At 71.7% G+C, this 25815-nt stretch carries 23 protein-coding genes; 18 read left to right on the top strand and 5 right to left on the bottom strand.

Features of this window, described 5'->3' with window-relative positions; genetic code table 11:
* Window positions 1-84 precede the first annotated feature (84 nt).
* Window positions 85-519: a YchJ family protein gene (locus tag FF041_RS16630; protein ID WP_153523540.1), complete on the top strand. Its 435-nt coding sequence runs from the start codon at window positions 85-87 to the stop codon at window positions 517-519.
* 31 nt (window positions 520-550) lie between these two features.
* Here the strand turns inward: FF041_RS16630 and FF041_RS39050 are convergent, their stop codons facing one another.
* The gene (locus FF041_RS39050; RefSeq protein WP_323372206.1) at window positions 551-805 is read right to left on the bottom strand and encodes a hypothetical protein; all 255 of its coding nucleotides are present in this window, start codon (window positions 803-805) and stop codon (window positions 551-553) included.
* 601 nt (window positions 806-1406) lie between these two features.
* The gene (locus FF041_RS16620; protein WP_153486080.1) at window positions 1407-2606 is read right to left on the bottom strand and encodes a helix-turn-helix domain-containing protein; all 1200 of its coding nucleotides are present in this window, start codon (window positions 2604-2606) and stop codon (window positions 1407-1409) included.
* Between the two features lie 670 nt (window positions 2607-3276).
* On the opposite strand from FF041_RS16620, the gene FF041_RS16615 reads away from it, so the two are divergent.
* From FF041_RS16615 to FF041_RS16540, 16 genes are all read left to right on the top strand, one after another.
* Window positions 3277-3921: a hypothetical protein gene (locus FF041_RS16615; protein WP_323391945.1), complete on the top strand. Its 645-nt coding sequence runs from the start codon at window positions 3277-3279 to the stop codon at window positions 3919-3921.
* A 203-nt stretch (window positions 3922-4124) separates the two neighbouring features.
* A complete protein-coding gene (locus FF041_RS39045) occupies window positions 4125-5756 on the top strand; it encodes a DUF6801 domain-containing protein (RefSeq protein WP_228388255.1) in 1632 nt (543 codons plus the stop codon).
* Between the two features lie 46 nt (window positions 5757-5802).
* Window positions 5803-6834 carry a hypothetical protein gene (locus tag FF041_RS16605; protein WP_153523539.1) on the top strand — a complete coding sequence of 344 codons (1032 nt, stop codon included), beginning with the start codon at window positions 5803-5805 and terminating at the stop codon, window positions 6832-6834.
* A gap of 78 nt (window positions 6835-6912) precedes the next feature.
* On the top strand, window positions 6913-7896 hold the full coding sequence (locus FF041_RS16600; protein ID WP_153523538.1) for an ABC transporter ATP-binding protein: 984 nt from the start codon (window positions 6913-6915) through the stop codon (window positions 7894-7896).
* Window positions 7893-8747 (top strand): MlaE family ABC transporter permease, encoded by an 855-nt coding sequence (locus FF041_RS16595; protein WP_153523537.1) that lies wholly within the window; start codon window positions 7893-7895, stop codon window positions 8745-8747. Before FF041_RS16600 ends, FF041_RS16595 begins: the two co-directional genes overlap by 4 nt.
* A gap of 3 nt (window positions 8748-8750) precedes the next feature.
* Window positions 8751-9554 carry an MlaE family ABC transporter permease gene (locus FF041_RS16590; RefSeq protein ID WP_153486075.1) on the top strand — a complete coding sequence of 268 codons (804 nt, stop codon included), beginning with the start codon at window positions 8751-8753 and terminating at the stop codon, window positions 9552-9554.
* Window positions 9551-10789 carry an MCE family protein gene (locus FF041_RS16585; RefSeq protein ID WP_153523536.1) on the top strand — a complete coding sequence of 413 codons (1239 nt, stop codon included), beginning with the start codon at window positions 9551-9553 and terminating at the stop codon, window positions 10787-10789. The genes FF041_RS16590 and FF041_RS16585 overlap by 4 nt, the downstream gene beginning before the upstream one ends.
* A complete protein-coding gene (locus tag FF041_RS16580) occupies window positions 10786-11817 on the top strand; it encodes an MCE family protein (RefSeq protein ID WP_323391944.1) in 1032 nt (343 codons plus the stop codon). The genes FF041_RS16585 and FF041_RS16580 overlap by 4 nt, the downstream gene beginning before the upstream one ends.
* Window positions 11814-12908 carry an MCE family protein gene (locus tag FF041_RS16575; RefSeq protein ID WP_153523534.1) on the top strand — a complete coding sequence of 365 codons (1095 nt, stop codon included), beginning with the start codon at window positions 11814-11816 and terminating at the stop codon, window positions 12906-12908. Before FF041_RS16580 ends, FF041_RS16575 begins: the two co-directional genes overlap by 4 nt.
* Complete coding sequence (locus FF041_RS16570) at window positions 12905-14020, top strand: MCE family protein (RefSeq protein WP_153523533.1); 1116 nt, start codon at window positions 12905-12907, stop codon at window positions 14018-14020. Before FF041_RS16575 ends, FF041_RS16570 begins: the two co-directional genes overlap by 4 nt.
* Before the next feature lie 44 nt (window positions 14021-14064).
* Window positions 14065-15273: an MCE family protein gene (locus tag FF041_RS16565; protein WP_153523544.1), complete on the top strand. Its 1209-nt coding sequence runs from the start codon at window positions 14065-14067 to the stop codon at window positions 15271-15273.
* Entirely contained in the window at window positions 15270-16481 is a 1212-nt protein-coding gene (locus FF041_RS16560) for an MlaD family protein (RefSeq protein WP_153523532.1), read from the top strand. Before FF041_RS16565 ends, FF041_RS16560 begins: the two co-directional genes overlap by 4 nt.
* On the top strand, window positions 16478-16945 hold the full coding sequence (locus FF041_RS16555; protein WP_153523531.1) for a hypothetical protein: 468 nt from the start codon (window positions 16478-16480) through the stop codon (window positions 16943-16945). The genes FF041_RS16560 and FF041_RS16555 overlap by 4 nt, the downstream gene beginning before the upstream one ends.
* A complete protein-coding gene (locus FF041_RS16550) occupies window positions 16942-17511 on the top strand; it encodes a hypothetical protein (protein ID WP_153523530.1) in 570 nt (189 codons plus the stop codon). The genes FF041_RS16555 and FF041_RS16550 overlap by 4 nt, the downstream gene beginning before the upstream one ends.
* Window positions 17512-17537: 26 nt before the next feature.
* On the top strand, window positions 17538-18074 hold the full coding sequence (locus tag FF041_RS16545; protein WP_153523529.1) for a nuclear transport factor 2 family protein: 537 nt from the start codon (window positions 17538-17540) through the stop codon (window positions 18072-18074).
* A gap of 21 nt (window positions 18075-18095) precedes the next feature.
* Window positions 18096-18827, top strand: coding sequence for a hypothetical protein (locus tag FF041_RS16540; RefSeq protein ID WP_153523528.1), 732 nt, complete (start codon window positions 18096-18098; stop codon window positions 18825-18827).
* On the opposite strand, the gene FF041_RS16535 is transcribed toward FF041_RS16540, so the two are convergent.
* Complete coding sequence (locus FF041_RS16535; RefSeq protein ID WP_153523527.1) at window positions 18822-19901, bottom strand: ATP-dependent DNA ligase; 1080 nt, start codon at window positions 19899-19901, stop codon at window positions 18822-18824. The two genes, FF041_RS16540 and FF041_RS16535, sit on opposite strands and share 6 nt — an antisense overlap.
* Window positions 19902-19953: 52 nt before the next feature.
* On the opposite strand from FF041_RS16535, the gene ligD reads away from it, so the two are divergent.
* Entirely contained in the window at window positions 19954-20961 is a 1008-nt protein-coding gene (ligD, locus tag FF041_RS16530) for a non-homologous end-joining DNA ligase (protein ID WP_153523526.1), read from the top strand.
* Between the two features lie 116 nt (window positions 20962-21077).
* Here ligD and FF041_RS16525 read toward each other — a convergent pair whose 3' ends face one another.
* Both FF041_RS16525 and FF041_RS16520 read right to left on the bottom strand, forming a co-directional pair.
* A complete protein-coding gene (locus tag FF041_RS16525) occupies window positions 21078-23270 on the bottom strand; it encodes an OmpL47-type beta-barrel domain-containing protein (protein WP_153523525.1) in 2193 nt (730 codons plus the stop codon).
* Window positions 23267-25756, bottom strand: a complete 2490-nt coding sequence (locus tag FF041_RS16520; protein ID WP_153523524.1) for a ThuA domain-containing protein — start codon at window positions 25754-25756, stop codon at window positions 23267-23269. The genes FF041_RS16525 and FF041_RS16520 overlap by 4 nt, the downstream gene beginning before the upstream one ends.
* Between the last annotated feature and the right edge of the window lie 59 nt (window positions 25757-25815).

Below are 25815 nucleotides of genomic sequence, written 5' to 3'. Positions count from 1 at the left end.
CTGAGCATACGGAGATCCCCGCTGACCCGGAAGGCGTGTCGGGGCCCGTTCGATCATTGGCCGGGAATCGTCGAAGATGGCCTCATGGCCCGACGCAGCTCACGCCCCCGGCGCACCGCCGCCCTCGCACTGACCGACGTATCGCCCTGCCCGTGCGGGCTGCCCGCCGGGTACGGCGAGTGCTGCGGACGCTTCCACTCGGGTGCGGAGCGCGCGCCCACCGCCGAGCTGCTGATGCGCTCCCGCTACAGCGCTTTCGTCGCCCGGGACGCGGCCTATCTGCTGGGCACCTGGCATCCGTCGACCCGGCCGGCCCGGCTGGAGCTCGACCCGGGGATGGAGTGGAGCGGTCTGGAGATCGTCGACACCACGGACGGCACTCTGTTCCACACCACCGGCACGGTCACCTTCAAGGCCCGCTACCGGCACCACGGCAACCGCGGTGAGCTGTGTGAACGCAGTTCCTTCGAGCGAGTGGACGGCGCCTGGCTGTATGTGGACGGCACGTTCCTGGAGTGACCCCGGGCTTCCGGGACGGCCCCTGGGGCGGTCAGCTGTTGTGCGGCCCGATCACCAGACCGGGGTTGTAGGCGGCGAGGACCTTGTTGGCCCGCGCCAGCGCGGCGAGCGCCTGCTCCCGGTCCGCCCGGTCCTCGTGGCAGAGCGGCCCCCGGAACCGGTGCACCTCGCGTACGGCGCAGTCCGCCTCGATCTCGGCCCGCAGCACCCGCAACGGCATACAGGACCCGATCAGCACGGCCACACGGTCGGGGATGGGCACGGGCACGAGGGGTGATGCAGTCACGGCGTCGTCCTTGTCTTCTGCTCCAGGGGGCCGCCGGCACCCCGGTGGCCCCCTCCATGGGTAGCGGAGAAGCATCCGCTTCCTGCGGCGGGGATGTCACGGTGGGGCAACCGTCCGGGCCGCCCCGGTGATTCCCATTACACGCGGGCGGGCTGCCCCCGGGTACGGAGCGGCGTCGACTCCGTCATCTCCCCGCCCGCGCGCCGCGAGCGGAGACCGGCCGGGGGCGTGGGCGGGGATTCGGGAGGACGACAAGGCGGAACGATCACCTCCGCCGCCCGGACGCCATGGACGCCGACCCTGGTCGATCAGCGTTCCGACGGTGCCGTACGGGACGTGGTGCCCCCCTGCCGCTCGCGGGCCCCGCTGCCCGCCGCATGGCGACTCACCTTACGCGAAAACGGCGCATACCCCCGAATCGATCACAGCGTGACATCAGGGCGGCTCCAGCAGGCGGCGCGCGCCGTCAGCCCTTTCGCCGGGGCGCGTCAACTCGCGACCGCCGCCGGGAGGTTGACCGGCGGGCGGCCGCGGCGCGCGTCAACGGGAGGCTGCCGGGCCGGCCGGTCGGCGGGTGCGGCGCGGCCCGCCCGGGGGGCGGTCATGGGTGCGGGCGCAGCCGCAGGGCGTGCAGCACCAACTGGATCGCGAACCGCCGGTCCGCGTTCTGGAGCCGGTCGCCGAGGACGGCGTCCAGGCTCCGCATCCGGTAGCGGACGGTCTGCGGATGGACCCCGAGCAGCGCGCCCATCTGCGCCGCCGTGCCCCGGGTGTCCAGCCAGATGCGGAGGGTGTCGACCAGCCGGTCGCGCCGGGAGGGGGTGAGCGCGGCCAGCGGCGCGAGCTCGCGCCGGGCGAGCTGGTCGAGCAGTCCGGGGTCGGAGAGCAGCCACAGCGACACCAGATGATCGGCGCAGAACACCAGCGGCCCGTCCTTCACCACCCCCGTGTCCACCAGCTCCAGGGTGCGGCGGGCCCAGCGGATGGAGTCGTGCGCGTCGGCGGCGGCCACGGTGAGCCCCACCGCCGCCCGGTTGCCGAACAGCGCGCGGTCCAGCATCCGCCGGCGGGCCGGGTCCACCGGGCCGGGGATCAGCAGATGCGGCTGCGGATCGCCGAGGTCGGCGAGGACATCCGCGTCCAGATCGCCCTGCTCCAGCACGGCGGGCGAGCGCAGCGCGACCAGGGTGACCTGCTCGGGGAGCGGCCAGGCGGCCTGCTCGGACAGTTCCGCGACGGCGGTGCGGGGCACCGGCGGCCCGGCCAGCAGCAGATGCAGCAGCCGGCGGCGGAGCAGTCCGTGCTGCTCTCCGGAGCGGGAGCGCGCCTCCAGATAGCCCTCGCGGGAGAGCGACTCCAGTTCATCGACGTAGGCGAAGAGCGCGTCGGCGAAGGTGAGCATCATGGTGGGGGAGAGGTCGTAGCTGCGGCCGACCTTCTTCGCCCGGCGCAGCGCGATGCGGGCGCCGAGCCGGTAGGCGCTCTGGAGGGTGTCGAGGGTGCGGCCCTCGTACGCCTCGTATCTGCCGAACCGGCGGCACATCTCGTCGCGCAGGGCGGAGGGCGAGGCGGGCTCGGCCACCTGGTCGACGAAGACGGAGATGCTCTGCTCGACGCCCACCCGGATGCCGTGCCCGAAGGGTCCGTTCAACAGCCGGGCGTACTCCGGATAGGCGCGGGTGACCTCTATTCCGATCTCTTTGATCAGGCCGGGGAGTTCGGGGCGCAGGATCGCCGCGAACTCCTGCGGCAGCGGTCCGAGCGACTCTCCGGTATCCGATGGGCTGACCGTTCCCGGCATCTCCGTCTCCCCTCGCCTCGGACGGTGAAGATAGACCAACCCCGGTGAGGTGAACACCACTTGAGCGGGGAGAGCCGCGCGGTCCGGGAAAACGCTCTCCATGGCGGCTCATAGGCCGTCCCGGCGGTCACGGAAAAGCGGGCGAATTCCCCGGAGGCGGTCGCTCCGGATGGTCGGGAGCGAGTAATTCAGGCCACCTCTTACTCGTGGGTCCGCCGGGCGGTGCGGGACGGTGCGCGGAGTGAATGGGTCCGGTACTCGGGGCGCCGGGTCACCCGGAGTGTGCCCCGGATGATCCGGTACGGCCCCGGTCGTCCCCGCGTCCCGATGGCCCGGCACTGTCCGGGGGTGACAGGGGCCCTCGCTCCAGCACCCGGTGAAACGGGGTCTCCCGGCGGAATTGCGCACCGATTGACAATGCCGACGGGGAAAAGACTCACACCGGTACGAGGAAAAAATCTCGCCGAGAGAATCTTGAACCACGGCATTGTGTGCGATGTTTCCGAGAAGTAACGTCTCGCAGCGTCATAGATAGCGCATGGCCGAATCCTGACAACCGCCAGTGAACAGGATTCCCCTTCCGCGCTCCGCGCCTCCCCTCCCCCACCTGGCCGCGGACCGCGTTCCGCGCAAGCAGTGCGTCTCACTGACGGAACCGGAGGAACCTTCCGTGCGAAACCCCCTCGCCAAAGCCGCCTTGACCGCCACCGCAGCCGCCGCCGCCCTCGCCCTCGCCGGTGCGCCCGCCCTCGCGGCTCCCACGGTGTGGACCGTGGGACCCAATTCGCCCCAGACGTTCTCGGCGCTGTCCACCAACACCGTGCTGAACCTCAACGGGATTCCGCTCACCTGTCCCACCGCCACCGCGGGCGGCACCATGTTCAGCGCCACCGGGAACCCGGGGCACATCGCCAACATCTCCAGCGCCGCCTTCGGCAGCGCCGCCAACCCGTGCACCAGCCCGGTGGGTCCGGTGCAGCCGATCGCCGACACCACCCCGCCCTGGCAGCTGAAGGGCACGGCCTATAACGCGACCACCGGGACGACCACCGGCTTCATCTCCGGGATCAACGCCAGTCTCACCGTGCTGACCTGCACCTTCGACGTCGTCGGCGAGGTGAACGCCACCTACCGCAACTCCACCGGCGTCCTCACCGTGTCCAACAACGCCACCCGTCAGCTGACGGTCGCCAACGCGAGCGCCGGCTGTGCGGGGATCGCCGCCAACGGCGACCACCCGACGTTCAACGCGAGCTACCGGGTGTCGACCCCGGCGGGCGGCTCGGGCCGTCCCACGGTGGTCGGGACCCCGTAGCCGTACGGAGCGGGCGGATCGCACGGCGGGCGGCCCGCCGTGCGATCCGCCCGTCCCGCCCATGCGTACGCCCCCATCCGGCTGAGCGAGAGGAGACCTGGAGCATGCCGCGCAGCCATGGCGCGGGCACCCGCCCCCCTCGCCCGGCCGGGGGCCGTGCCCGGAGATCACGTCACCGCTCCCCAAGGCCCTGGCGGAGCGCCTTGATCACGGTCTCGGTGCTGCTCGCCGGGGTGGCGCCGGGGGCGCGGGCCGATACCGAGCGGACCGTGTCGGCCGCCATCGGCTACCGGTGCGGCTTTCCGTCCGGGACGCTGCCGGTGGAGGTACGGATCACCGCCGCGCTGCCCGTGTCGGGGAGCGCGGGCGAGGGGATCACCGCCGGGGCGGCAGCGGCGGTGACCTTCCCGGAGGCGGCGCGGGCGGAGCTCGCCGCGCTGAAGGCGGCCTCGGTCAGCGGTACGGCACGGCTCACCGTGGCCGTCGCCCAGGGCGCGCACCGGGCGGAGGCGGTGTGGGCGGGCAGTGGGACCGAACCGGTCGCCCTTCCGGCAGACGCCGAGCCCGAGCCCGCCCCTGGCACGGGCGCGGCGACGGGTTCGGGGTCCGCGACGGGTTCCGGTTCCGGGTCGGGCTCGGCGACGGATACCGCCGGCGCGGGCTCCGACTCCGGGTCCGCCACGGATACCGCCCCCGGCACCGCTTCCCCCTCCGGCCCGGGCGCCGGACCCGGCGCGGCGGACCCCGTGCTCACCTTCGAGGGGCCCCTGCCCACCATCACACCGGGCGGTACGGGCGACCTCACCCTCACCGCCGGCGCCCTCGCCCTCGACCTCGCCCTCTTCACGGCGGACGGCGCCCCCGCACAGCCGTCCCCCCACACCCTGGACTGCTCGCCACGGAGCGGCGAGAACGCCGGACTGGCGACGATCGCGATCCCCGGCGACGACGGCAGCGCGCCTCCCGGCTCCTCGCCGACCCCCTCCGTCCCCGGCCGGGACCCCACGGCCGCGGCCCCCGGGCAACGGGGGCCCGACGGCGGCGCGCTGACGATCTCGCCGCCCGCCGGGCAGCGCGCCCGGCCCGCGCCGCCCTGCGTCGGCGACACCGAGAACGCCTTCGCGATGGTCGCCTATGTCACCGGCTACTCGAACGTCGCCAAACTCGACGGGGCGTCCGAGGTCCCGCTCTCCTGCACCCAGCTCATCGATGTGTCCAAGAAGATCGTTCTCCAGCCGGACGGTCTCCATCTCCTCCAGCACGCCACCGGCGAACTCGACTACCGGGGCCGCCCGGTCATGCCGCCGGCCAGGGCCACCTTCCTGACCTACGGCTTCATGCCGACGACGGCGACGATGGAACTCACCCAGCTCGACACCATGACCATCGACTCGGACCTCCTGCTCGCCAAATACACCGGGCTGACGGTGGTCAGGGTGCCGCTGCGGCTCCGGCTGTACGACGTGGAGATCAACGGCGTCCCCCTGGACGTCGGGCCGGACTGCCGGACCGTAGGACCGCTGTACTCCAAGGACCCCGACCCCGCCCAGGAGGGAGAGCGGCATGTCGTCCTCACCGGGGAGCTGAAGGGCCCGGGCGACGGCTATCAGCTGGTCACCGGGGGAGTGCTCACCGCCACCGTGACGATCCCGCCGTTCAGCGGCTGCGGTGTGGACGAGGATCTCGACCCGCTCTTCACCTCGTCCGTGTCCGGCCCCGGCAACTACCTCAAGCAAGTGCAGGGGGCTCCTTGCGCATCGGGCAACCCCCGGCCCGATCCGACCTACTGCACCAAGGACCACCAGCCCGTCAAGGTGCCCGAGCCGGAGCGCTGACCCCGGCACGCCCGCCCAGCCCCTTGCGAGAACCGAGGAGAGACAGATGAGACCCGTCCCCCAGCGCTTCCCGGCCCCCGGCCCGGTCCGCACGGCCGTCCTCGGCGCGCTCACCGCCCTCCTCCTGGCCGTTCCGCTCGCCGCCGTCCCCGCCCACGCCTCCGGATCCGGACAGGACCCGAGCCGCGCCTCGGGAGCGGCGCGGCCCGCCGAGCGGTCGGCGGCCGTGGCACTCAACGGCCACTGGGCTCCCTTCGACCGCTGCCCGGTCGACGATCCCGCCATGCTGGCCGCCGACGGCCAGGACACGGTCGCCACCTGCGTCTCCTCGCGATCGCCCTCGGGCTCCATCGAACTCGGCAACACCACCGCCGTCACCGGGGCCAACGACCTCCAGTTCGGCGTGGTGCAGACCACCGCCACCGGCGTCTTCACCGTCGTACCGCCGAAGAACGGAGCCCTCATCGGCGAGTCCGCCGAGATCCCCGGCGGACTGCTCGGCCTCATGTGCCCCGGCGACATCCCGGTCGTCACCGACATCTGCCGGCTGCTCACCGACAACAGCCTCAACCGGGTCACGGCCACCGTCGAATCGGCCGGCGCCCCCACCGGCTTCAGCCTGACCGCCGGACTGACCACCGGGAAACCGATCGTCACCCTGCCCGTGCGGATCCGGCTCCAGAACCCGTTCCTCGGCTCCCAGTGCTACATCGGCTCCAGCGCCGACCCGGTCGTGCTCCGCCCGAGCAACACCACCGCCCCCGCCTTCGCCGTACAGCGCTTCGACGGCGACGGAACGCCCAACGCCGACGACGGCGCGATGCTGCGCTTCGCCCTCACCGGGAACAGCCAGGGCGACAGCTCCTTCGCCGTGCCCAGAGCCCGGGGCTGCGGACTCCTCGGGATCCTCAACGGCGCGATCGATCTCAAGACCGGACTGCCCTCGCCGTCCGGGAACAACAGCCTGACCCTGAACGGCGCCATGACCCACAGCGCGGGGCTCACCGCCCCGGGCACGGTCCGCCCGGACAACGGGAAGTACCTCTCCCGCTACTGGCACTCCGCCGTCCTCCCCTAGCGCCGCAAGAGACCCCGGTAGAGCCGGAAGAGACCCCAGCCGGACCTCTCCGGACCTTCGTCAGCGGCGGGAGCCGAGATGGGCATCGAAGTCGTCGTCGAGGGACTGACCAAGTCCTTCGGCGCACAGAACATCTGGCAGGACGTGAGCCTGACCCTGCCGGCCGGAGAGGTCAGCGTGCTGCTCGGGCCGTCCGGCACGGGCAAGACCGTGTTCCTCAAGTCGGTCATCGGGCTGCTGAAGCCCGAGGCGGGCCGGGTCCTCATCGACGGCGTCGACATGGTGAACAGCTCCGAGCGCCAGATCTACGAGATCCGTAAATCCTTCGGCCTGATGTTCCAGGACGGCGCGCTCTTCGGCTCCATGTCCCTCTTCGACAACATCGCCTTCCCGCTGCGCGAGCACACCCGCAAGAAGGAGACCGAGATCCGCCGGATCGTCATGGAGCGGATGGAGATGGTCGGGCTCGTCGGGGCCGAGGGAAAACTGCCCGGTGAGATCTCCGGCGGAATGCGCAAACGGGCCGGGCTCGCCCGCGCGCTCGTCCTCGATCCGAGGATCATCCTCTGCGACGAGCCCGACTCCGGGCTCGACCCGGTCCGCACCGCCTATCTCTCCCAGCTGCTGATCGACCTCAACGCGCAGATCGACGCGACCATGCTGATCGTCACCCACAATCTCGACATCGCGGCCACCGTTCCCGACAACATGGGGATGCTCTTCCGCCGCGAACTCGTCGCCTTCGGACCGCGCGAGGCGCTCCTCACCAGCGATGAGCCGGTCGTCGCGCAGTTTCTGAGCGGACGCCGCGACGGCCCCATCGGCATGTCGGAGGAGAAGGACGCGGCGACCCTCGCGCGGGAGCGGCTCGGGGACCGCCCGCCGCTGCCGCCCCGGCCGCTGCCGCCCCAGCTCGAACCCTCCCCCGGAATGCCCGAACGCCGGGCCGCAGGGCGGCGCAGGCAGCGGGTGCTCGCCCTGCTGGACGAGCTCCCCGAAGCCGCGCGGACCGCCGTGCTCAAGAGCTACGCCCAGGCCGGCGGCGGAACGGCGGCGCGATGACCGCACCCATAGCCGGACCGCCCGGACGGCCTGGACCGCCCGGACCGCCCGGACCGTCCACGCCGTCCACGCCGCCCACCCCGAGCAGGGCCCTTGCCCCGCTGCGGGAGACCGGCCGGCTCTTCGCCTTCGCCGCCGTGGTCGTCCGCGCGGTCTTCCGCAGACCGTTCCAGATCAGGGAGCTCATCGAGCAGTTCTGGTTCATCGCCAGCGTCACCATCCTGCCCGCCGCTCTGGTCTCCATCCCCTTCGGCGCGGTGATCGCCCTCCAGGTCGGCTCGCTCACCCAGCAGCTCGGCGCACAGTCCTTCACCGGCGGCGCCAGCGTGCTCGCCGTCATCCAGCAGGCCAGCCCGCTGATCGTCGCCCTGCTGATCGCGGGCGCGGGCGGCTCCGCGATCTGCGCCGACCTCGGATCACGCAAGATCCGCGAAGAGCTGGACGCGATGGAGGTCATGGGCGTCTCACCCGTCCAGCGTCTGGTCGTGCCCCGGGTGCTGGCCACCATGTCCGTCGCCGTCCTGCTCAACGGCATGGTCTCCGTCGTCGGCACCCTCGGCGGCTACTTCTTCAACGTCATCATGCAGGGCGGCACCCCCGGCGCGTATCTCGCCAGCTTCTCCGCCCTCGCCCAGCTGCCCGATCTCTATGTCAGCGAACTCAAGGCGCTGGTCTTCGGCTTCATCGCGGGCATCGTCGCCGCCCACCGGGGACTCAACCCGCGCGGCGGCCCCAAGGGCGTCGGCGACGCGGTCAACCAGTCCGTCGTCATCACCTTTCTGCTGCTGTTCCTCGTCAACATGATCATGACGGCGATCTATCTCCAGATCGTCCCCCCGAAGGGGGGCTGAGCGATGTCCCCACTCGGCTGGCTGGACCGCTCCGGCGATCAGCTGCTGTTCTACGCGCGGGCGCTGCTGTGGACGCCGAGGACCCTGCGCCGCTATCTCAAGGAGGTGCAGCGGCTCCTCGCCGAGGTCGCCTTCGGCAGCGGCGGCCTCGGCGTCATCGGCGGCACCATCGGCGTGATGGTCGCCATGACCCTCTTCACCGGAACCGTCGTCGGCCTCCAGGGGTACGCGGCGCTCAACCAGATCGGCACCTCCGCCTTCACCGGATTCGTCTCCGCCTACTTCAACACCCGGGAGATCGCCCCGCTGGTCGCCGGACTCGCCCTCTCCGCCACCGTCGGCGCGGGCTTCACCGCCCAGCTCGGCGCGATGCGCATCAACGAGGAGATCGACGCCCTGGAGGCGATGGGCGTGCGCTCCATGCCGTATCTCGTCACCACCCGGATCATCGCCGGAACCGTCGCCGTCATCCCGCTGTACGCGATCGGACTGCTCAGCTCCTATCTCGCCTCCCGCTGGATCACCGTGCTCTTCAACGGCCAGTCGGCGGGGACCTACGACCACTACTTCCAGCTGTTCCTCTCCCCGGACGACGTACTGCTCTCCATCCTCAAAGTACTGATCTTCAGCGTGATGGTGATCCTCGCCCACTGCTACCACGGCTTCCGCGCCCAGGGCGGCCCGGCCGGAGTGGGCGTGGCCGTGGGCCGGTCCGTACGGAACGCCATCGTGCTGATCAGCGTCACCGACTTCTTCCTGTCGCTGGCGATCTGGGGCGCGACCACCACCGTGAAGGTGGCCGGATGACCGCCCGCCGCGTCCGCCTCCGGCTCGCCGGAGCCGTCTTTCTGCTGATCCCCGTCCTGCTGATCCGGCTGTCGGTCGCCGTCTACCAGAAGGACTTCAGCGACGACCCCGTCATCACCGTGCTCACCGGCTCCGTGGGCAACGAGATGCACCTCAACGCCGAGGTCAAGATGCGCGGCGTGGTCATCGGGTCGGTCCGCGCCATCCACGCCGACGGCGAAGGAGCCCGGCTCACCCTCGCCATCCGGCCCGGCCGGCTGCGCGAGGTGCCCGCCGAGGTCACCGCCCAGATGCTGCCCACCACCCTCTTCGGCGCACGGTACGTCGCCCTCGTACCGCCGTCCGCGTCCGCGTCCGCGTCGGGCCGGAGCCTGCGAGCGGGCGACACCATCCCCCGGGACCGCTCCCGCAACGCCATCGAACTGGAGCGGGTGCTGGGCCATGTGCTGCCGCTGCTCACCGCCGTGCAGCCGGAGAAGCTCTCCGCCACCCTCACCGCCGTCGCCCGGGCCCTCAAGGGCCGGGGCGAACAGCTCGGCTCCACCCTGACCACCCTCGACGGCCATCTGCGGAAGCTCAACCCCCAGCTGCCCGTCCTCAACCGGGACATCGCCCGTCTGGTCGAGGTCAGCGGGCTCTACGCGGACATCGCGCCCGATGTGGTGCGGGCGCTGACCGACTTCACCACCACCAGCGCCACCCTCGCCGACCAGCGGGCCGAACTCTCCGGGCTGTACCGCACGACCACCGCGGCGGCCCAGGAGGTCACCGCCTTTCTGCGCCGGAACGAGAAGATCCTCATCCGGCTCGCCGCGACCGGCCGCCCCACCCTGGAGCTCCTCGCCCGCTACGCGCCCGCGTTCCCCTGCACCCTGCGCACCCTGGCCGGATTCGTCCCCGTGATGGACAAGGCCCTCGGCAAGGGCACCGATGAGCCCGGCCTCCATGTGAAGGTCACCGCGGTGCCCTCGCTCGGCGCGTACCGGCCGGGCGAGGACACCCCCGTCTATGACGCGGACGGCGGACCGCGCTGCTACTCCGTGCCCTACAACGGGCGCCCGGCCCCCGCGGCGGGATCCGCGCCCGCGCTGGGCCTGCCCAACTCGCCCGAGGAGAACCGGCTGGTCAACGAGTTGCTGGCGATGGAGCTGGGGAAAGCGCCCCGGGAACTGCCCGACTGGAGCACCGTCCTGACCGGACCCGTGTACCGGGGAACGGAGGTCAGACTGAAGTGAAGCGCCGCAGCGTCACCGCACCCCTGGTCAAGTCCCTCGTCTTCATCGTGGTCACCGCGCTGGCCACGACCGTCCTCGCGATCGGCATCGCGAACACCGGCGTCGGCGACACCTCCCCGTACCGGGCGCGGTTCACCGATGTCACCGGGCTGATCCCGGGCGACAGCGTGCGGATCGCCGGAGTGAAGGTCGGCCAGGTCGACGCGGTCAGGATCGCCGACCGGCGGGTGGCCGAAGTGGACTTCAGCGTCGAGAAAGGGCGGAGACTGCCCGTCTCGGCGACCGCTGCCGTCAAGTATCTGAACATGGCCGGCCAGCGCTATATCGACCTCGGACAGGGCACGGGCCCGGTCGGCCGCTCGCTGCCCACCGGGGGGACCATCCCGCTGGAGCACACCAGCCCCGCACTCGATCTCACCCAGCTCTTCAACGGTTTCCAGCCGCTGTTCGAGGGGCTGTCGCCCACCGAGATCAACGAGTTGGCCGGATCCATCGTCAAGGTGCTCCAGGGCGACGGCGGAACCGTCGACAGCCTGCTGCGGCACATCGGCTCCCTGACCGGGACCGTCGCCGCCAAGGACGAGGTCATCGGCGAGGTCGTCACCAACCTCAGCACCGTGCTGAAGACCGTCAACGACCGGGAGGAGGGCTTCGACGATCTGGTCGACACCCTGGAACGGCTGGTCTCGGGGTTCGCGCGCGACCGCGCACCGCTCGGCGAGGCCGTCGAGTCCATGGGCGAACTCGCCACCGTCACCGCCGGTCTCCTTCAGGACGGACGGGCCCCGATCGAACGCGACATCCGCGAACTGGGCCGGCTCTCCAGGCAGCTGAACGAGCACACCCCCGCCCTGGAGGACTTCCTCCGCCGGACGCCCGCGAAGATGCGGGCCGTCACCCGGCTCACCTCCTACGGATCATGGCTCAACCTCTATCTGTGCGAGGCCCGGGTCAGCGGCGTCACCACATCGGACGGCAGCCGTCCGCCCACCGGCATCGCCATCACGGAATCGAGGTGCCGGGGATGAGACGACCAGGGCCCGGCCTTCCGCCGTCCAGCGGACAGAAGTCGGCAGCGGAGCCTGAACGGAAGTCGGCCGCGGAGCTCGTACGGAAGCCCGTACGGAAGCGGAACCCGGTCACCGTGGGCATCGCCGGACTGCTGCTGCTCACCCTCCTCGGCATCGCCGCCTACAACGCCGACGCCCTGCGCGGCGGCACCGGCTACACCGCCGACTTCACCGAGGCCGCCGGGCTCGACGAGGGCGACGAGGTCCGGATCGCCGGAGTGAAGGCCGGCCGGGTCACCGGGGTCGGTCTCCACGGCGGCCGGGTCAGAGTCCGCTTCACCGTCGACGAGGCATGGATCGGCGACTCCAGCACCGCCGCCATCGCCATCAAGACCCTCCTCGGCGAGAAGTACCTCGCCGTCGACCCGCTGGGTGACCGACGGCAGAACCCCGCCGCCCCCATCCCCACCAGCCGCACCACCTCCCCCTATGACGTCACCCAGGCGTTCACCGGACTCGGCGAGACCATCGGAGAGATCGACACCGAGCAGCTCGCGGAGAGCTTCGACGCCGTCTCCGACACCTTCAAGGACGCCGCCCCCGATGTGCGCTCCGCCGCCGCCGGGCTCTCGGCCCTCTCCCGTACCGTCTCCGAACGCGACACCCAGCTCGCCGAACTCCTCAGAGGCAGCCGACAGCTCACCAGAACCCTGGCGGAGAAGAAGAGCGGCTTCGAAACCCTCCTGAAGGACGGCAGCGTCCTCCTCGGCGAGATCGAGGCCCGCCGGGACGACGTCCACCGGCTGCTCACCGGCGCCAAGGCGCTGGGCGAACAGCTCGGCGCGCTCGTCGAGGAGAACGAAGACCAGCTCGGACCCACCCTGGACGCGCTCGGCAGAGTGACCGATGTACTGGTGAAGAACCGCGACAGCCTGGAGCGGACCCTGGCGCTGGCCGGACCGTACTACCGGCTCGTCGGCAACACCCTCGGCAACGGCCGCTGGTTCGACACCTATCTCTGCGGGCTCGTCCCCCGGAGCCATCTCCCCGCCGGCACGCCCCCGGCGACCGGCTGTATGCCCCCACGACCCCGAGGCGATGGCCGATGAACCTCAGACGACTCACCGGCATCGGCGCCGGTCTCGCGCTTCTCGCCGTCACCGGCACCTCGGGCGTCCTCGCCCTGCGGGACGGACCGACGACGCGGATCACCGCCTACTTCAGCCGGGCGACCGGGGTGTACGAGGGGTCTGATCTGCGGATCCTGGGCGTCCGGGCGGGCACGGTCGACGCGGTGGAGCCGGTCGGCGACCGGGTCAGAGTGACCCTGCTGGTCGACAACGGCGTCACGGTGCCGAAGAACGCCCACGCCGTCGTCGTCGCGCCCAGCATCGTCGCCGACCGCTATGTCCAGCTCACCCCCGCCTACACCGGCGGCGAACGGATCGCGGACGGAGCCGTGCTGCCCGCCGAGCGCAATGCCCTGCCCCTCGAAGTCGACCAGCTCTATGAGTCGATCACCGAACTGTCCACCGCGCTCGGACCCCGGGGAGCAAACGCCGACGGCGCGCTCGCCCGGCTTCTCGGCACCGGCGCCGACAATCTCAAGGGCAACGGCAGGGCGATCGGCGACTCCATCGGACAGTTCGGCAAGGCGGCGAGGACGCTCGACCGCAGCAGCGGCGACCTGTTCGCCACCCTGGCCCACCTCCAGTCCTTCACCGCCATGCTCAAGGACAACGACTCCACCGTGGCCAAGGCGGAGCGGCAGCTCGCCACCGTGACCGGATTCCTCGCCGACGACAAGGAGAACCTCTCCGGCGCGATCCGGGAACTGGGCAACGCGCTCGGGCTGGTGAAGGACTTCATCGCCGACAACCGCGACGGCCTGAAGAAGAACATCGAAGCGCTGGAACCGCTCACCCGGACCCTGGTCGACCAGCGCGCATCGCTCGCCGAAGCGCTGGAGGCCGCACCGCTCGCCGCCCAGAACGCCCTCGCCGCCTACGATCCCGCCCACCGCACCCTCAACGGCCGCGCCGACATCAACGAGCTGAGCTTCGGCGGCGTCGTCGCCCGGGACGGCACGGGAACGCCCACCGCGCTCGAAGAGGCCGGCCCCGCCCGGCAAAAGGCCCTGCCCGCGCTGCCCCTCCCCGCGGTCGGCACGGTCTACGGCACCCCGCGCGAGAGCGGCTCCGGGGACGGGGGCGCCCGGTGAGACGGCTGCCCCGGCTCCTGGCAAGAAGCCGTCCGGCGCACCCGTTGCGGCGGCTGCCCGGCGCGCTCGCCCTGCCCCTGGCACTCGCCCTCTCCGGGTGCTCCCTGCTGCCCGAGACCTCCGGACTGGAGCGGCTGCCGCTGCCCGGCGGCGCAGATCTCGGCAGCCGCCCGTACGACGTCACCGCCGAGTTCGCCGATGTGCTCAGCCTGGTGCCGCAGTCGGCGGTCAAGGTCAACGACGTCGCCGTGGGCCGGGTCACCGCCGTCGAACTCGCCGAGGACGGCTGGACGGCCGAGGTCACCCTGCGCGTCAACGGCGGGGTGCGGCTGCCCGCCGACGCCTACGCCCATCTCGAACAGTCCAGTCTGCTCGGCGAGAAGTACATCCAGCTCACGCCCCCGCCGGGCCGGGCCGCGAAGACCGGCGGCGGCCGGCTCCGGGACGGCGCGGCCATTCCGCTGGCCCGCACGGGCCGCAACCCCGAGGTGGAAGAGGTCTTCGGCGCGCTCTCCCTGCTGCTCAACGGCGGAGGCGTCGAGCAGATCAAGACCATCGCCATCGAGCTCAACAAGGCCATCGGCGGCCGGGAGCCGCAGATCCGTTCCCTGCTGAAGCGGCTGGACACCCTGGTCACCAGCCTGGACGGCAATAAGCGGAACATCACCGCCGCCCTCGACGGAGTCAACCGGCTCTCCGCGACCCTCGCCGCGCGCAAGGCCGGCATCGGACGCGTCCTCACCGGGCTCAGCCCCGGGCTGAAGGTGCTGGACGAGCAGCGCGGCTCACTTCTGACCATGCTCCGCGCCCTGGACGACCTCTCCGGGGTCGCCGTGGACGTCGTCGAACGGAGCAAGGAGGACACCATCGCCTCCCTCAAAGCCCTCGGCCCCGTGCTCACCGCCCTCGCCGACTCCGGCCGGGCACTGCCCGACTCGCTCCAGGTGCTGCTGACCTATCCGTTCACGGACGAGGTGCTGAACGGGGTCAAGGGCGATTACCTCAACGTCTATCTGGAGGTGACGGCCGTCCCCGGGACACAGATCATTCCCGCGCTGACACCGGCGGCCGGCTCCCGGTCCCGTACGGCCGGGCAGCGGCCCTCCGAACCGGCGGACGGGAGAGGCGGCTCGCCCCCACTGCCGCTCCCGTCCGTCGCCCCGTCCGTCCCCCCGGCCGGACCGCTGCCGTCCGAGGGGCGGACCCCGACCGGCGACGACGGCCGGACGCCCGCCGAGGGGAGCGATCGTTGATCACCCGCGCCATCCGCCTCAAGAACACGGCCTTCCTGGTCATCGCCGTACTCGTGCTCGCTTTCGTCGGCATCCGCTACGCCGACCTCGGCCGCTACACCGGCCTGCGCGACTACTACGCCGTCCGTGTCCAGCTGCCGCGCACCGGCGGTCTGTTCACCCACTCCGACGTCACCTACCGGGGAGTCTCCGTCGGCCGGGTCGGCCCCATCGAGCTCACCGGGAACGGCGTCGAAGCGGAACTGCGGATCAAGGACTCCGCGCCGCGCATCCCCGCCGACCTCGAAGCCGTCGTCGCCTCCCTCTCCGCCGTCGGCGAGCAGTACATCGATCTGCGGCCCCACGGCGCGGACGGACCCCGGCTCCGCGACGGCGATGTGATCCCCCAGCGCGACACCCGGGTACCCGCGCCCGTGACCGATGTGCTCACCGGCATCGACGAACTCGCCTCCTCCGTCGACCTCACGGCGCTGCGCACCGTCGTGGACGAGTTCGGGACAGCCCTGGAGGGCCGGGGGGACGACCTCGAAGCCCTGCTGGACCACGGCGGCGCGTTCATCCGCGCCGCCGACGCGGCGCTCCCCGTCAACACCCGGCTGATGAAGGACGCCGACACGGTCCTCGCCACGCAGGCCGAACAGAGCCGCGCCCTGCGGGACTTCGCCGACGGGGCCGGGCGGCTCGCCGCCGAGCTGAGCGCCTCCGACCGGGATCTGCGCCGGCTGATCGCCGTCACGCCCGAGGCCGCCACGCAGCTCAGGGACCTGCTGATCGATGTCGAACCCCATCTCTCCGCCGTCTTCGCCAATCTGCTCACCACCTCCGAGGTCGCCGTCACCCGCCAGCGCGGAGTGGAGGAGCTCCTCGTCACCCTCCCCGCGCTCGCCGCCGCCGGCTCGACCGCCGTCACCGGAAAGGGGGCCCGCTTCGGAATGTCGGCGACGTTCTTCGAACCACTGCCCTGCACCGCCGGATACGGCCGGACCGCCTACCGCAACGGTCTCGATATCGCCCCGTCCGCCGCCGTGAACACCGCCGCGCGCTGTACGTCGCCCGCGAAGAGCGGTATCAATGTGCGCGGCAGCGCCCACGCACCCCGTGGCGGCGCGGTACCGGACCCGGTGACGGCGTCCGCGCTGGACCTGCCGTCCCTACGGTCCGCCGCCACCGGGCTCGGCGCACTGCTGGGACTGGAGGAGCCACGATGACCGCACGGAGGACCGGATCCACCGCCCTGGCGCTCGCCCTGCTGTTCTGCGCCCTCGCCGGCTGGTCGTACGCCCACACCCGCGGCGACGACTCACTGGCGTACGCCGCGGACCGCGACCGGGCGCTCGCCGACGGGACCCGGCGCATCGCCCAGCTCACCGGCTTCGACTCCGGCGACCCCGGTCTCACCCGGCGGCGCTGGCTCTCCGCCGCCACCGGCCCGCTCCATGACGAACTGAACCGCTCCAAGCCGAAGAGCGGCCCCACGGCGCGGGCGAGCGTCACCGCCGCGGCCCTGACCGCGCTGGACACCCGGGCCGGCACCGCCGTCATGATCGCCACCGTACGGGTGACGCTGAAACCCGGCGGCAGCGAACGCAAACGGCTCGACGCCACCCTCGCCCGCACCCCGGACGGCTGGAAGGTCGAGGCGCTCAGCGCGGTACCGGTCGGCAGCGGATGAGCGCCGCGGAACCGGAGGCCCCCGCCCCGGCAGCGCACCCGGAACCGGAGCCCGGCCCGGCCCCCGTACGGCGCTGGCGCGTCCTGGTGACGGCGGTCGTGGTCCTCGCCCTGCTGCTGGGCGGTGTGCTGACGCTGATGGCCATGGCGCGGCTGAAGGACACCCCCGCCGCCCGCAACCGGGCGCTCACCGACGCCCCGGCCACCTCCCGGGTCGCCGACGACATCGGCGACGCGCTGACCCGGGTCCTCTCCTACACGCCCGAGAGCACGGACGCCACCCGCCGTACCGCCCGCGAGCTGCTCGCGGGGAAGGCCGCCCGGCAGTACGCGGAGCTCTTCGGCCAGGTCGAGAAGAAGGCCGCCGCGCAGCGGCTGACGCTCACCACCCATGTCGTACGGGCCGGAGTGATCCGGCTCACCGCCGGCCGTGCCGAACTGCTGGTCTTCCTCGACCAGGTCGCCCAGCGCAAGGGCGAACGGCCGGCCACGACGGCGGCACAGCTCTCGGTCAGGGCGGAACTGCGCGGCGGACGCTGGCGCATCACCGGCATCACATCCCGATAGGCCCGATAGGGAGGAGGCACGCGCCCATGGCACGTCCGGACCTGAGGATCCGTGATCCGCTGCTCGCGGCGGTGCTCGCGCTGACCGTGGCGGCGGCCGGGTGGGCGGGGTGGGGCGGCTGGTCCTGGTACACGGCCGCCCATGACGATGCCGCCGCGTACGCGCGGGAGCGGGACCGGGCGCTCGCGGCGGGCGAACAGGCGGTGCTCAACCTCAATACGCTCGACCACCGGGACATCACCCGGGGACTCGACTCCTGGGCGGACTCGGCCACCGGTGAGCTGCGGGACCAGCTCGTCGACGGACGCGAGGAGTTCGAGCGGCAGATCCAGCGGGCGAAGACGGTCAGCAGCGCGAAGCTGCTGTCGGGGGCGGTCACCGAGCTGGACACCCGGGCCGGGCGGGCGAGCGTGATCATCGCCCTCCGCATCACGGTGACCGCGCCGAAGGGCGAACCGGCGCGCAAGGAGAGCCGGATGCTCGGCGAGCTCACCCGGACGCCCGGGGGCTGGAAGCTCAGCGCTCTCGGCCAGGCGCCGGTCGGCAACGCCACGGCCGGGTGACGAGCGAGAGGACAGTCGGACATGTCGACCACACGCCATCTCATCAACCGCCGCCGCCGGCAGGCGAGCGCCCTCCGGGCGCGTGAGGGGGCCCCGGCGACCGCCCCCGGGCCGGACGCCGGACCCGAGTCCGACGCCGGGAGCCCAAAAGCGGACCCGGACGCCGGGAACCCCGAGGCGGAGCCGGATGAACCGGTCCCCGAGGAGGCGTCCCCGCCCAGCAGCCCCCGGCGGCACGCCCTGAGCGTCGCGCTGTCGCTGCTGCCCGCGCTCGTCCTCGGAGCGTTCGCCGTCGTCGCGGGCGGCGAGAGCGCCGCGCTGGGGGACGAACCCGCCGTACGGAACGCCGCCCTCTCCGATGTGGCCCGCACCAGTGAGCTCAAGGGCCGGATCGCCAAGGCGGTCGAGTCGGTCTTCTCGTACGACTTCGCCGCTCCGGCACGGCTGGACCGCGCGGTGAGCGAGCATCTCACCGGCGGGGCCGTCGCCGCCCACCGGCGGATGCTCGCGGCGGTACGCGAGGCGGGACCCCGGCAGAAACGGGTGCTCACCACCACCGTGACCCACAGCGGGGTCGAGCACGTCGACGGGGAACGGGCGCGGGTGCTCCTCTTCGCGGATCAGAGCAGCACCCGGACGGCGGGCGAGAAGGACGGGACGACGCACGCGGGCGCGATGCTCGCCGTGGACGCGGTCCACGACGAGCACGGCTGGCGGATCACCGCCATCGACACCTTCGGCGCGGGCTCATGACAACGTGCCCCCGGGAGCCGTGAGCACCTCGGACAGGTCGTACCGCACCGGCTCCTCCAGCTGTCCGTAGGTACAGCCGGCGGGAGCCCGGTCGGGCCGCCAGCGGCGGAACTGGGCCGTGTGCCGGAACCGGTCGCCCTCCATATGGTCATAGGCGACCTCGGCCACCCGCTCGGGCCGCAGCGCCACCCACGACAGATCCTTCTTCCCCGTCCAGCGGCTCTGCGCGCCGGGCAGCCGTGCGCCCTCATGGGCGCTCTCCCGCGCCCACTGAGCCCAGGGGTGCCCCTCGGGGGAATCCATCCGCAGCGGCTCCAGCTCCTCGATCAGCTCCGCGCGCCGTCTCATCGGAAACGCCGCGCAGACGCCGACATGCTGGAGCGCCCCGGCGGCGTCGTACAGTCCGAGCAGCAGCGAGCCGAGCACCGGACCGCTCTTGTGGAAGCGGTAACCGGCCACCACCACATCGGCCGTCCGCTCATGCTTGATCTTGAACATCAGCCGGGCGTCGGGCCGGTACGGCAGATCGAGCGGCTTGGCGATGATCCCGTCCAGCCCCGCGCCCTCGTACAGCTCGAACCACCGCTCGGCCAGCGCCGGATCGGTGGTCGCGGGCGCGAGATGGACCGGCGGCCCGGCCGTCCGCAGCGCCTCGGCGAGCAGGGCACGCCGCTCGACCAGCGGTGTGTCGAGCAGGGACCGGTCGCCCAGCGCCAGCAGATCGAAGGCGACGAAGCTCGCGGGGGTCCGCTCGGCCAGCGTCCGCACCCGGGACTCGGCCGGATGGATGCGCTCGGTGAGCCGGTCGAAGTCCAGCCGCCCGTCATGAACGATCACGATCTCGCCGTCCACCACACAGCGCGGCGGCAGCTGGGCGGCGAGCGCGTCGACCAGCTCGGGAAAGTAGCGGGTGAGCGGTTTCCCGGTACGGGAGCCGATCACCGTCTCGTCCCCATCGCGGTGCACGATCGCCCGGAAGCCGTCCCACTTGGCCTCGTACTGCATCCCGGGCGGGATCTTGTTCACGGACTTGGCGAGCATCGGTTTCACGGGCGGCATCACCGGCAGATCCATAAGCGGATTGTCCGTTATGCGGGAAATATTGGCACGGCCTACGCTGATCCACATGGCCAAGGCGGTGGAACTGGAAGTGGGGGAGCGGACCGTACGCGTCTCCAACCCCGACAAGATCTACTTTCCCGAGCACGGCTACACCAAGCTGGACATGGTCACCTACTATCTGGCCGTCGGCGAGGGCATCACCCGCGCCCTGCGCGACCGCCCCACCACCCTGGAGCGTTACCCCGACGGGGTGACGGGCGAGTCCTTCTTCCAGAAACGCGCGCCCAAGTACCTCCCCGACTGGATCCCCACCGCCCACATCACCTTCCCCAGCGGCCGGTCCGCCGACGAGATGTGCCCCACCGAACCCGCCGCCGTCGCGTGGGCCGCCAATCTGGGCGCGGTGACCTTCCACCCCTGGCCGGTGCGGCGCGAGGACACCGACCACCCCGACGAGCTCCGGATCGACCTCGACCCACAGCCCGGCACCGACTACGCGGACGCCGTGCGCGCCGCCCATGAGCTGCGCGCGGTGCTGGACGAGGCCGGACTGCGCGGCTGGCCCAAGACCTCCGGCGGGCGCGGCATCCATGTGTTCGTCCCCATCGCACCGCGCTGGACCTTCACCCAGGTCAGGCGGGCGGCCATCGCCTGCGGACGGCAGCTGGAGCGCCGGATGCCGGACCGGGTCACCATCAAGTGGTGGAAGGAGGAGCGCGGCGAGCGGATCTTCGTCGACTACAACCAGACCGCCCGGGACCGGACGATCGCCTCCGCCTACTCCGTGCGCCCCCGGCCGAACGCCCCGGTCTCCGCGCCGCTGCGCTGGGAGGAGATCGACGACGCCGTACCGCAGGACTTCGACATCATGACGATGCCCGCCCGGTACGCGGAGGCGGGCGACGTCCACGCGGACATGGACGACCAGCGGTTCAGCCTGGAGACCCTGCTGGAGGCGGCCCGCCGGGACGAGGCCGATCACGGGCTCGGCGATCTGCCGTATCCGCCGGAGTATCCGAAGATGCCGGGCGAGCCCAAACGGGTCCAGCCCAGCCGTGCCCGCGACGCCTGACGCGCACCGCTCCCGCGACGCCTGACGCGCACCGCTCCCGCGACGCCTGACGGCCCGTGCCCCCGCGATGGAGTGACGGCCTCCGCGCCGCGCGGGCACGGAGACCGTCAGCGGGGTCACAGCTCCTGGATGCGGATATTGCGGTACGAGATCACATCGGTGGTGCCGTGGACCTGGAGCCCGATGAAGCCGGTGGCGTACCGGCGGCCGTCCGTGCCGGGATCGTCGCCGCGCGGCGGGGTGAAGTCCTGGCCGCCCGTGTTCTCGAACTGGTTGATCAGAACGCCGTTGCGGTACACGGAGTAGCTCTGGCCCGACACCCGGATCTCGTAGTCGTTCCAGGTGCCCTTCGGGGTCACTCCGGCCCCCGCGAGCCCGACGCGGTCGAATCCGTACACCGAGCCGGTCTTGTACATATCGCCGTCGGGCCGGTCCAGGACCTGCACCTCATGGCCGTACTTGATCGCGACCCACTCGGGGCGCGGCTCCTCCGGATGGTCGTGGACCGAGGGGAAGCGGACGAAGACCCCGCTGTTGGCGTTGGAGCTCCCCGGGGCGTCGTCGCGCCACTGGAGCTTCAGCGAGAAGTCGCCGTAACGCTGCTGCGGGAACCACAGCATCCCGAGGCCGCCCCGGGAGGTGCCGCTGGTCATCGACCCGTCGTCGTTCAGCGCGAACGAGCCGCCGCCCACGTGCTGCCACTTCTCGAACGACGAGCGGCTGCCGTCGAAGAGGGGGCGGTAGCCGGTGTTCTGGCCGGGCTTGCCGATGCCGGACTGGCGGGCCGCCCGGTAGACCGTCCGGTGCTCCCGGGCGTCGACGACGCCCTCGGCGAGCAGCGCGTCGAGCACCTTGTCGACGTGCTTGAGGAAGAGGGCGTGGGACGACCAGGACTTCTCGTCCTCGATCAGCTCGTTGACGGTGCAGCGGGCGCGGGTCATCCGGTTGGGCACCCCCGAGTCCACGGTTCCGACGATCACCGTGAGCCGTTCGTCCCACTCGGGGCAGTTCGGGGCCGGGACTCCGCCCCCGGCGGCGATGGTGAACGTCGACTTCCGCGCCGGTGAGGTGTTGCCCGCCCGGTCGGTCGCCCGGTGGAGGACGGTGTGGAAGCCCACCCGGTCGACGACGAGCGGCGCGCTGTAGTCGAGATAGGGACCGCCGTCGAGGGAGTACTCCACCTTCGCGACCCCGGAGCCGCCGGTGTCGGCGGCGTTCACCGTCACCTTGGCGCTGGTGAGATACGCGCCGTCGGAGTTCTGCACCCCCTTCACCTCGGCCGCCGTGACCGGCGGCTCCCGGTCCGGCGCGGGCGTCGCCACCACGGTGAAGTCGACCGATTTCACGGCCGATACGTTCCCGGCCCGGTCGGCGGCGCGGTAGCGGACGGTGTGCGCCCCGAGGGAGTGCACCATCACCGGGGCGGTGTACGGCTGCCATGCCCCGTCCGCCCCGATCGCGTACTCGATGGCGTTGACGCCCGAGCCGGTGTCGGACGCGGTCACCGTCACCGTGGCCATGTCCAGATAGCGGCCCTGGTCGTCCCGGTCGCCGCTGAGGGTCGCCGAGGTGTCCGGCGGTGTGGTGTCGTCGGTCGGCCGTGCGACCACCCTGAACCCGGCGGTCTTCTCGGCCGATACGTTCCCGGCCCGGTCGGCGGCGCGGTAGCGGACGGTGTGCGCGCCGACCGTGCTGACCACGATCGGGGCGGTGTACGCCTGCCAGGGGCCGTCCGCCCCCAGCGCGTACTCGGTCCGTGCCACTCCGGAGCCCTCGTCGCTCGCCGAGACGGTGACGGTGGCCTGGCCGATGTACGCGCCCTCCGGGTCGAGGGCCCCCTCGACCGCCGCCGAGGCGACGGGCGCGGTGGTGTCCTCGCCGGTGTTCTCGGTGACGGTCAGGATGCCCTGCATCGCCCCATGGCCGGGGATGGTGCAGTAGAAGCGGTACCGGCCCGGGGTGAGCGTGACCTCGGCCGTGTACCGGCCGCCCTGGTCGTCCGCCGGGTTGGCGAGGATGTTCAGCGGTACGTCGTGGTTGTACTCCGGGTCCGTCACATCGAAGGTCAGGGTGTGCGGCATGCCGGTCGTGTTGCCGGTCGCCCGGCTGTTCTCGAAGACGAGCGTGGTCCGGCCCGCGACCGCCGTGGCCGGGAAGGAGAGATAGCGGTCGACGGGGTCGCCCGCCGTCCAGGTCAGCACCTGCTGCGCCGTTCCCGCCCGTGCGGGCTGCTGCCCGTACGCGGCGGCCGACAGCAGGCCGACGACCAGCGCCGCCGCGGCCACCAGGGCCGTGATCAGCCGTCTCATCGCGTCGCCGCCTTCCGTGCGAGCCGGTCGGCGGAGGGGGTCGCCGCGCCGCCGGTGTAGGTGATCCGCCAGAGCGCCGAGCGGGAGTCGGAGGTGAAGAACCCGCGCCCGTAGTCGAGGACGTAGAGCGAGCCGTCGGGGGCGAACTTCCAGTCCATGAGGTTGCGGATGCCGTTCGCCCCGATCGGGACGATCTTCTTCAGGGACTCGGCGTGCACCGGGACGCCGCCCTTGCCGACCGTTCTGGGGTCGGTGAGCACCGCGTGCCGCGGCTGGTCGCCGCCGTCGTAGAAGTCGCCGACGAACCATTTGCCGTCCCAGTACGAAGGCCACTTCACGGCGCTGGCGCTGGTCTCGTCGTAGCGGTAGACCGGGCCGTTCATGGTCGCCTGGCCGCCGCCCTTGAGCCAGGGCAGCAGCAGCTTCTGCTCGGACTCCTTGTAGCTGGGCACGCCCTGGGCGTCACGCGGGAAGTCGGGGCCGCCGCCCTGGGGCGAGTACCAGATGGTGTTGGGGGTGACGGGCGGCAGATTCACCAGTCCGTCGTTGTTCGGCGACTCGTTCTTCGGCGCGGAGCAGTTGTACCAGCCGAGCGGCTTGGCCGGATCGGGCAGATTGCGGTCCCGGTAGGGCTGGTTGTTGCCCATGCAGAACGGCCAGCCGTGGTTGCCCGCCTTGGTGATCGCGGCGAAGGTGTCGTACTTGGCCGGCCCCCAGGTGGTGGACGGCGTGCCGGCGTCCGGGCCGACCCAGCCCGCGTAGAGGATGTCGGTCTTCTTGTCGACGAAGATGCGCGCCGGGTTGCGCACCCCCATCACATAGATCTCGCCACGGGTCTTGCCGCCGCCCTCGTCGGGCTCCCGGCCGGTGAAGAGATTGCCCTCGGGCAGGGTGTAGGAGCCGTCCGGCTGGGGGCGGATCCGCAGGATCTTGCCGTTGAGGTTGTTGGTGTTGCCGGAGGTGCGGCGGGCGTCGGCGAAGGAGACGCCCCGGTAGCTGGGCTGCGGGTTGTTGCCGGAGTAACCGCCGCTGAAGCCGGAGGAGTTGTTGTCGCCGGTCGCGATGTACAGGTTGCCCTGGGAGTCCCAGGCCATCACGCCGCCCGAGTGACAGCAGCTGTGGATCTGCACCGGCCAGGAGAGCAGCACCTTCTCGCTGGCGAGATCCAGCTTGCCGGTGGCGTGGTCATAGGTGAAGCGGGAGACCCTGCGGTCGCCCATCCGGGTGTCGCGATCGATTTGGGAGTGCGGGGTGTAGTGCAGATACACCCAGCCGTTGGCCGGGAAGCCGGGGTCCAGCTCGATCCCGAGCAGCCCCTCCTCGTTCTTGATCAGCTCATCGCCGCCGCCCTTGTTGCCGAAGACGCTCAGCTCCCCGGCGAGGGTGGCCTTCCCCGTCCGGGGGTCGTACACATGGATCTCGCCCCGGCCCTTGCCGATGTCCGGGTGGTTCCAGTCGGTGATCACGGGCTTGCTCGCGTCCGCGCCGCCGCGCCCGATGTAGAACACCTTGCCGTCGGGGGCGGTGACCAGGCCGTGCGGCTCGCCGATCTGGTCGTTCTGTCCGGGCTGATTGGGCTGGGTGACGCGCTCGGCGGTGTAGTGGGAGGTGATGGTGGCCTTGCAGTCGGCGCGGGAGAGCCGGCTCGTCCAGGCGAGCGCGCCGCGGAGATGGTCGCGGAAGTCGGTCTCGGCGAAGCTGTCGACCGTACCGCCCATACCGGTGTAGAAGGAGCGCCCGCCGTCGTAGTCACGGCACCAGGAGACGGGATGGTCCCAGCCGTTCGGGTTGCTCGCGGGGGTGTACGAGCTCTCCCGGACGCGGGCCACGGTGTGCACGCTCCCCGAGGGGTTCACCGCCCAGTTGAACCATTTGTCGGGCCGTTTCCACTGGAGCGGCAGCGACCGGGTGGCCGGATGGAGCCGGTCGCCCACCTCCACCACCGCGCGCTGGACGGTGCTCGCCCCGCCCGCCGGGCGTGCGCCGACGAGTCCGGTGAACCAGTCGGAGTACGGTTCGGTCCGCGCCGCGTCATGGATGCCGAGGAAGCCGCCGCCCGCCTCCATATACGTTTCGAGGCCCGCTTCCTGCTCCGGGTCGAGCACATCGCCGCCGCCCGTCAGAAAGACGATCGCGTGGTACTTCCCGAGCCGGGCGGCCTGGGTGAACACGGAGGCGTCGTCGGTGGCCTCGGTGGCGAACCGGCCGGAGGCGGGGCCGGTCAGCCCGATGGACTCGATCGCGGCGATCCCGGCGTCGACGGTCGGGGACTCGGCGGTGGCGGAGGCGTGGAAGACCAGCACCCGCACGGCCTTCCCGCCGGGCGGAGAGGGGAGGGCCAGCCTCGTCTCCCTGGGCTCCGGCGGTGGCTTGGCGGCGGCGACGGAGCCCCCGCCGAGCAGGGACACGGTCAGTGCGCCGACCCCCAGGGCCGCCGCCAGAGCTCTTCCCCGGGATCTCGACCTTCGATGTGGTGTGCGCTGCATAGGGTCACCCACCCCTCTGTGGTCACGGCAACAGCCTTGGAAGCTAGACCTCTTTTCCC

The organism is Streptomyces jumonjinensis, assembly GCF_009600885.1.
Taxonomy (GTDB): Bacteria; Actinomycetota; Actinomycetes; order Streptomycetales; family Streptomycetaceae; genus Streptomyces; species Streptomyces jumonjinensis.
The sequence above is the reverse complement of the archived record's forward strand: the minus strand, read 5'-3'. Positions and strand labels throughout refer to the sequence as shown.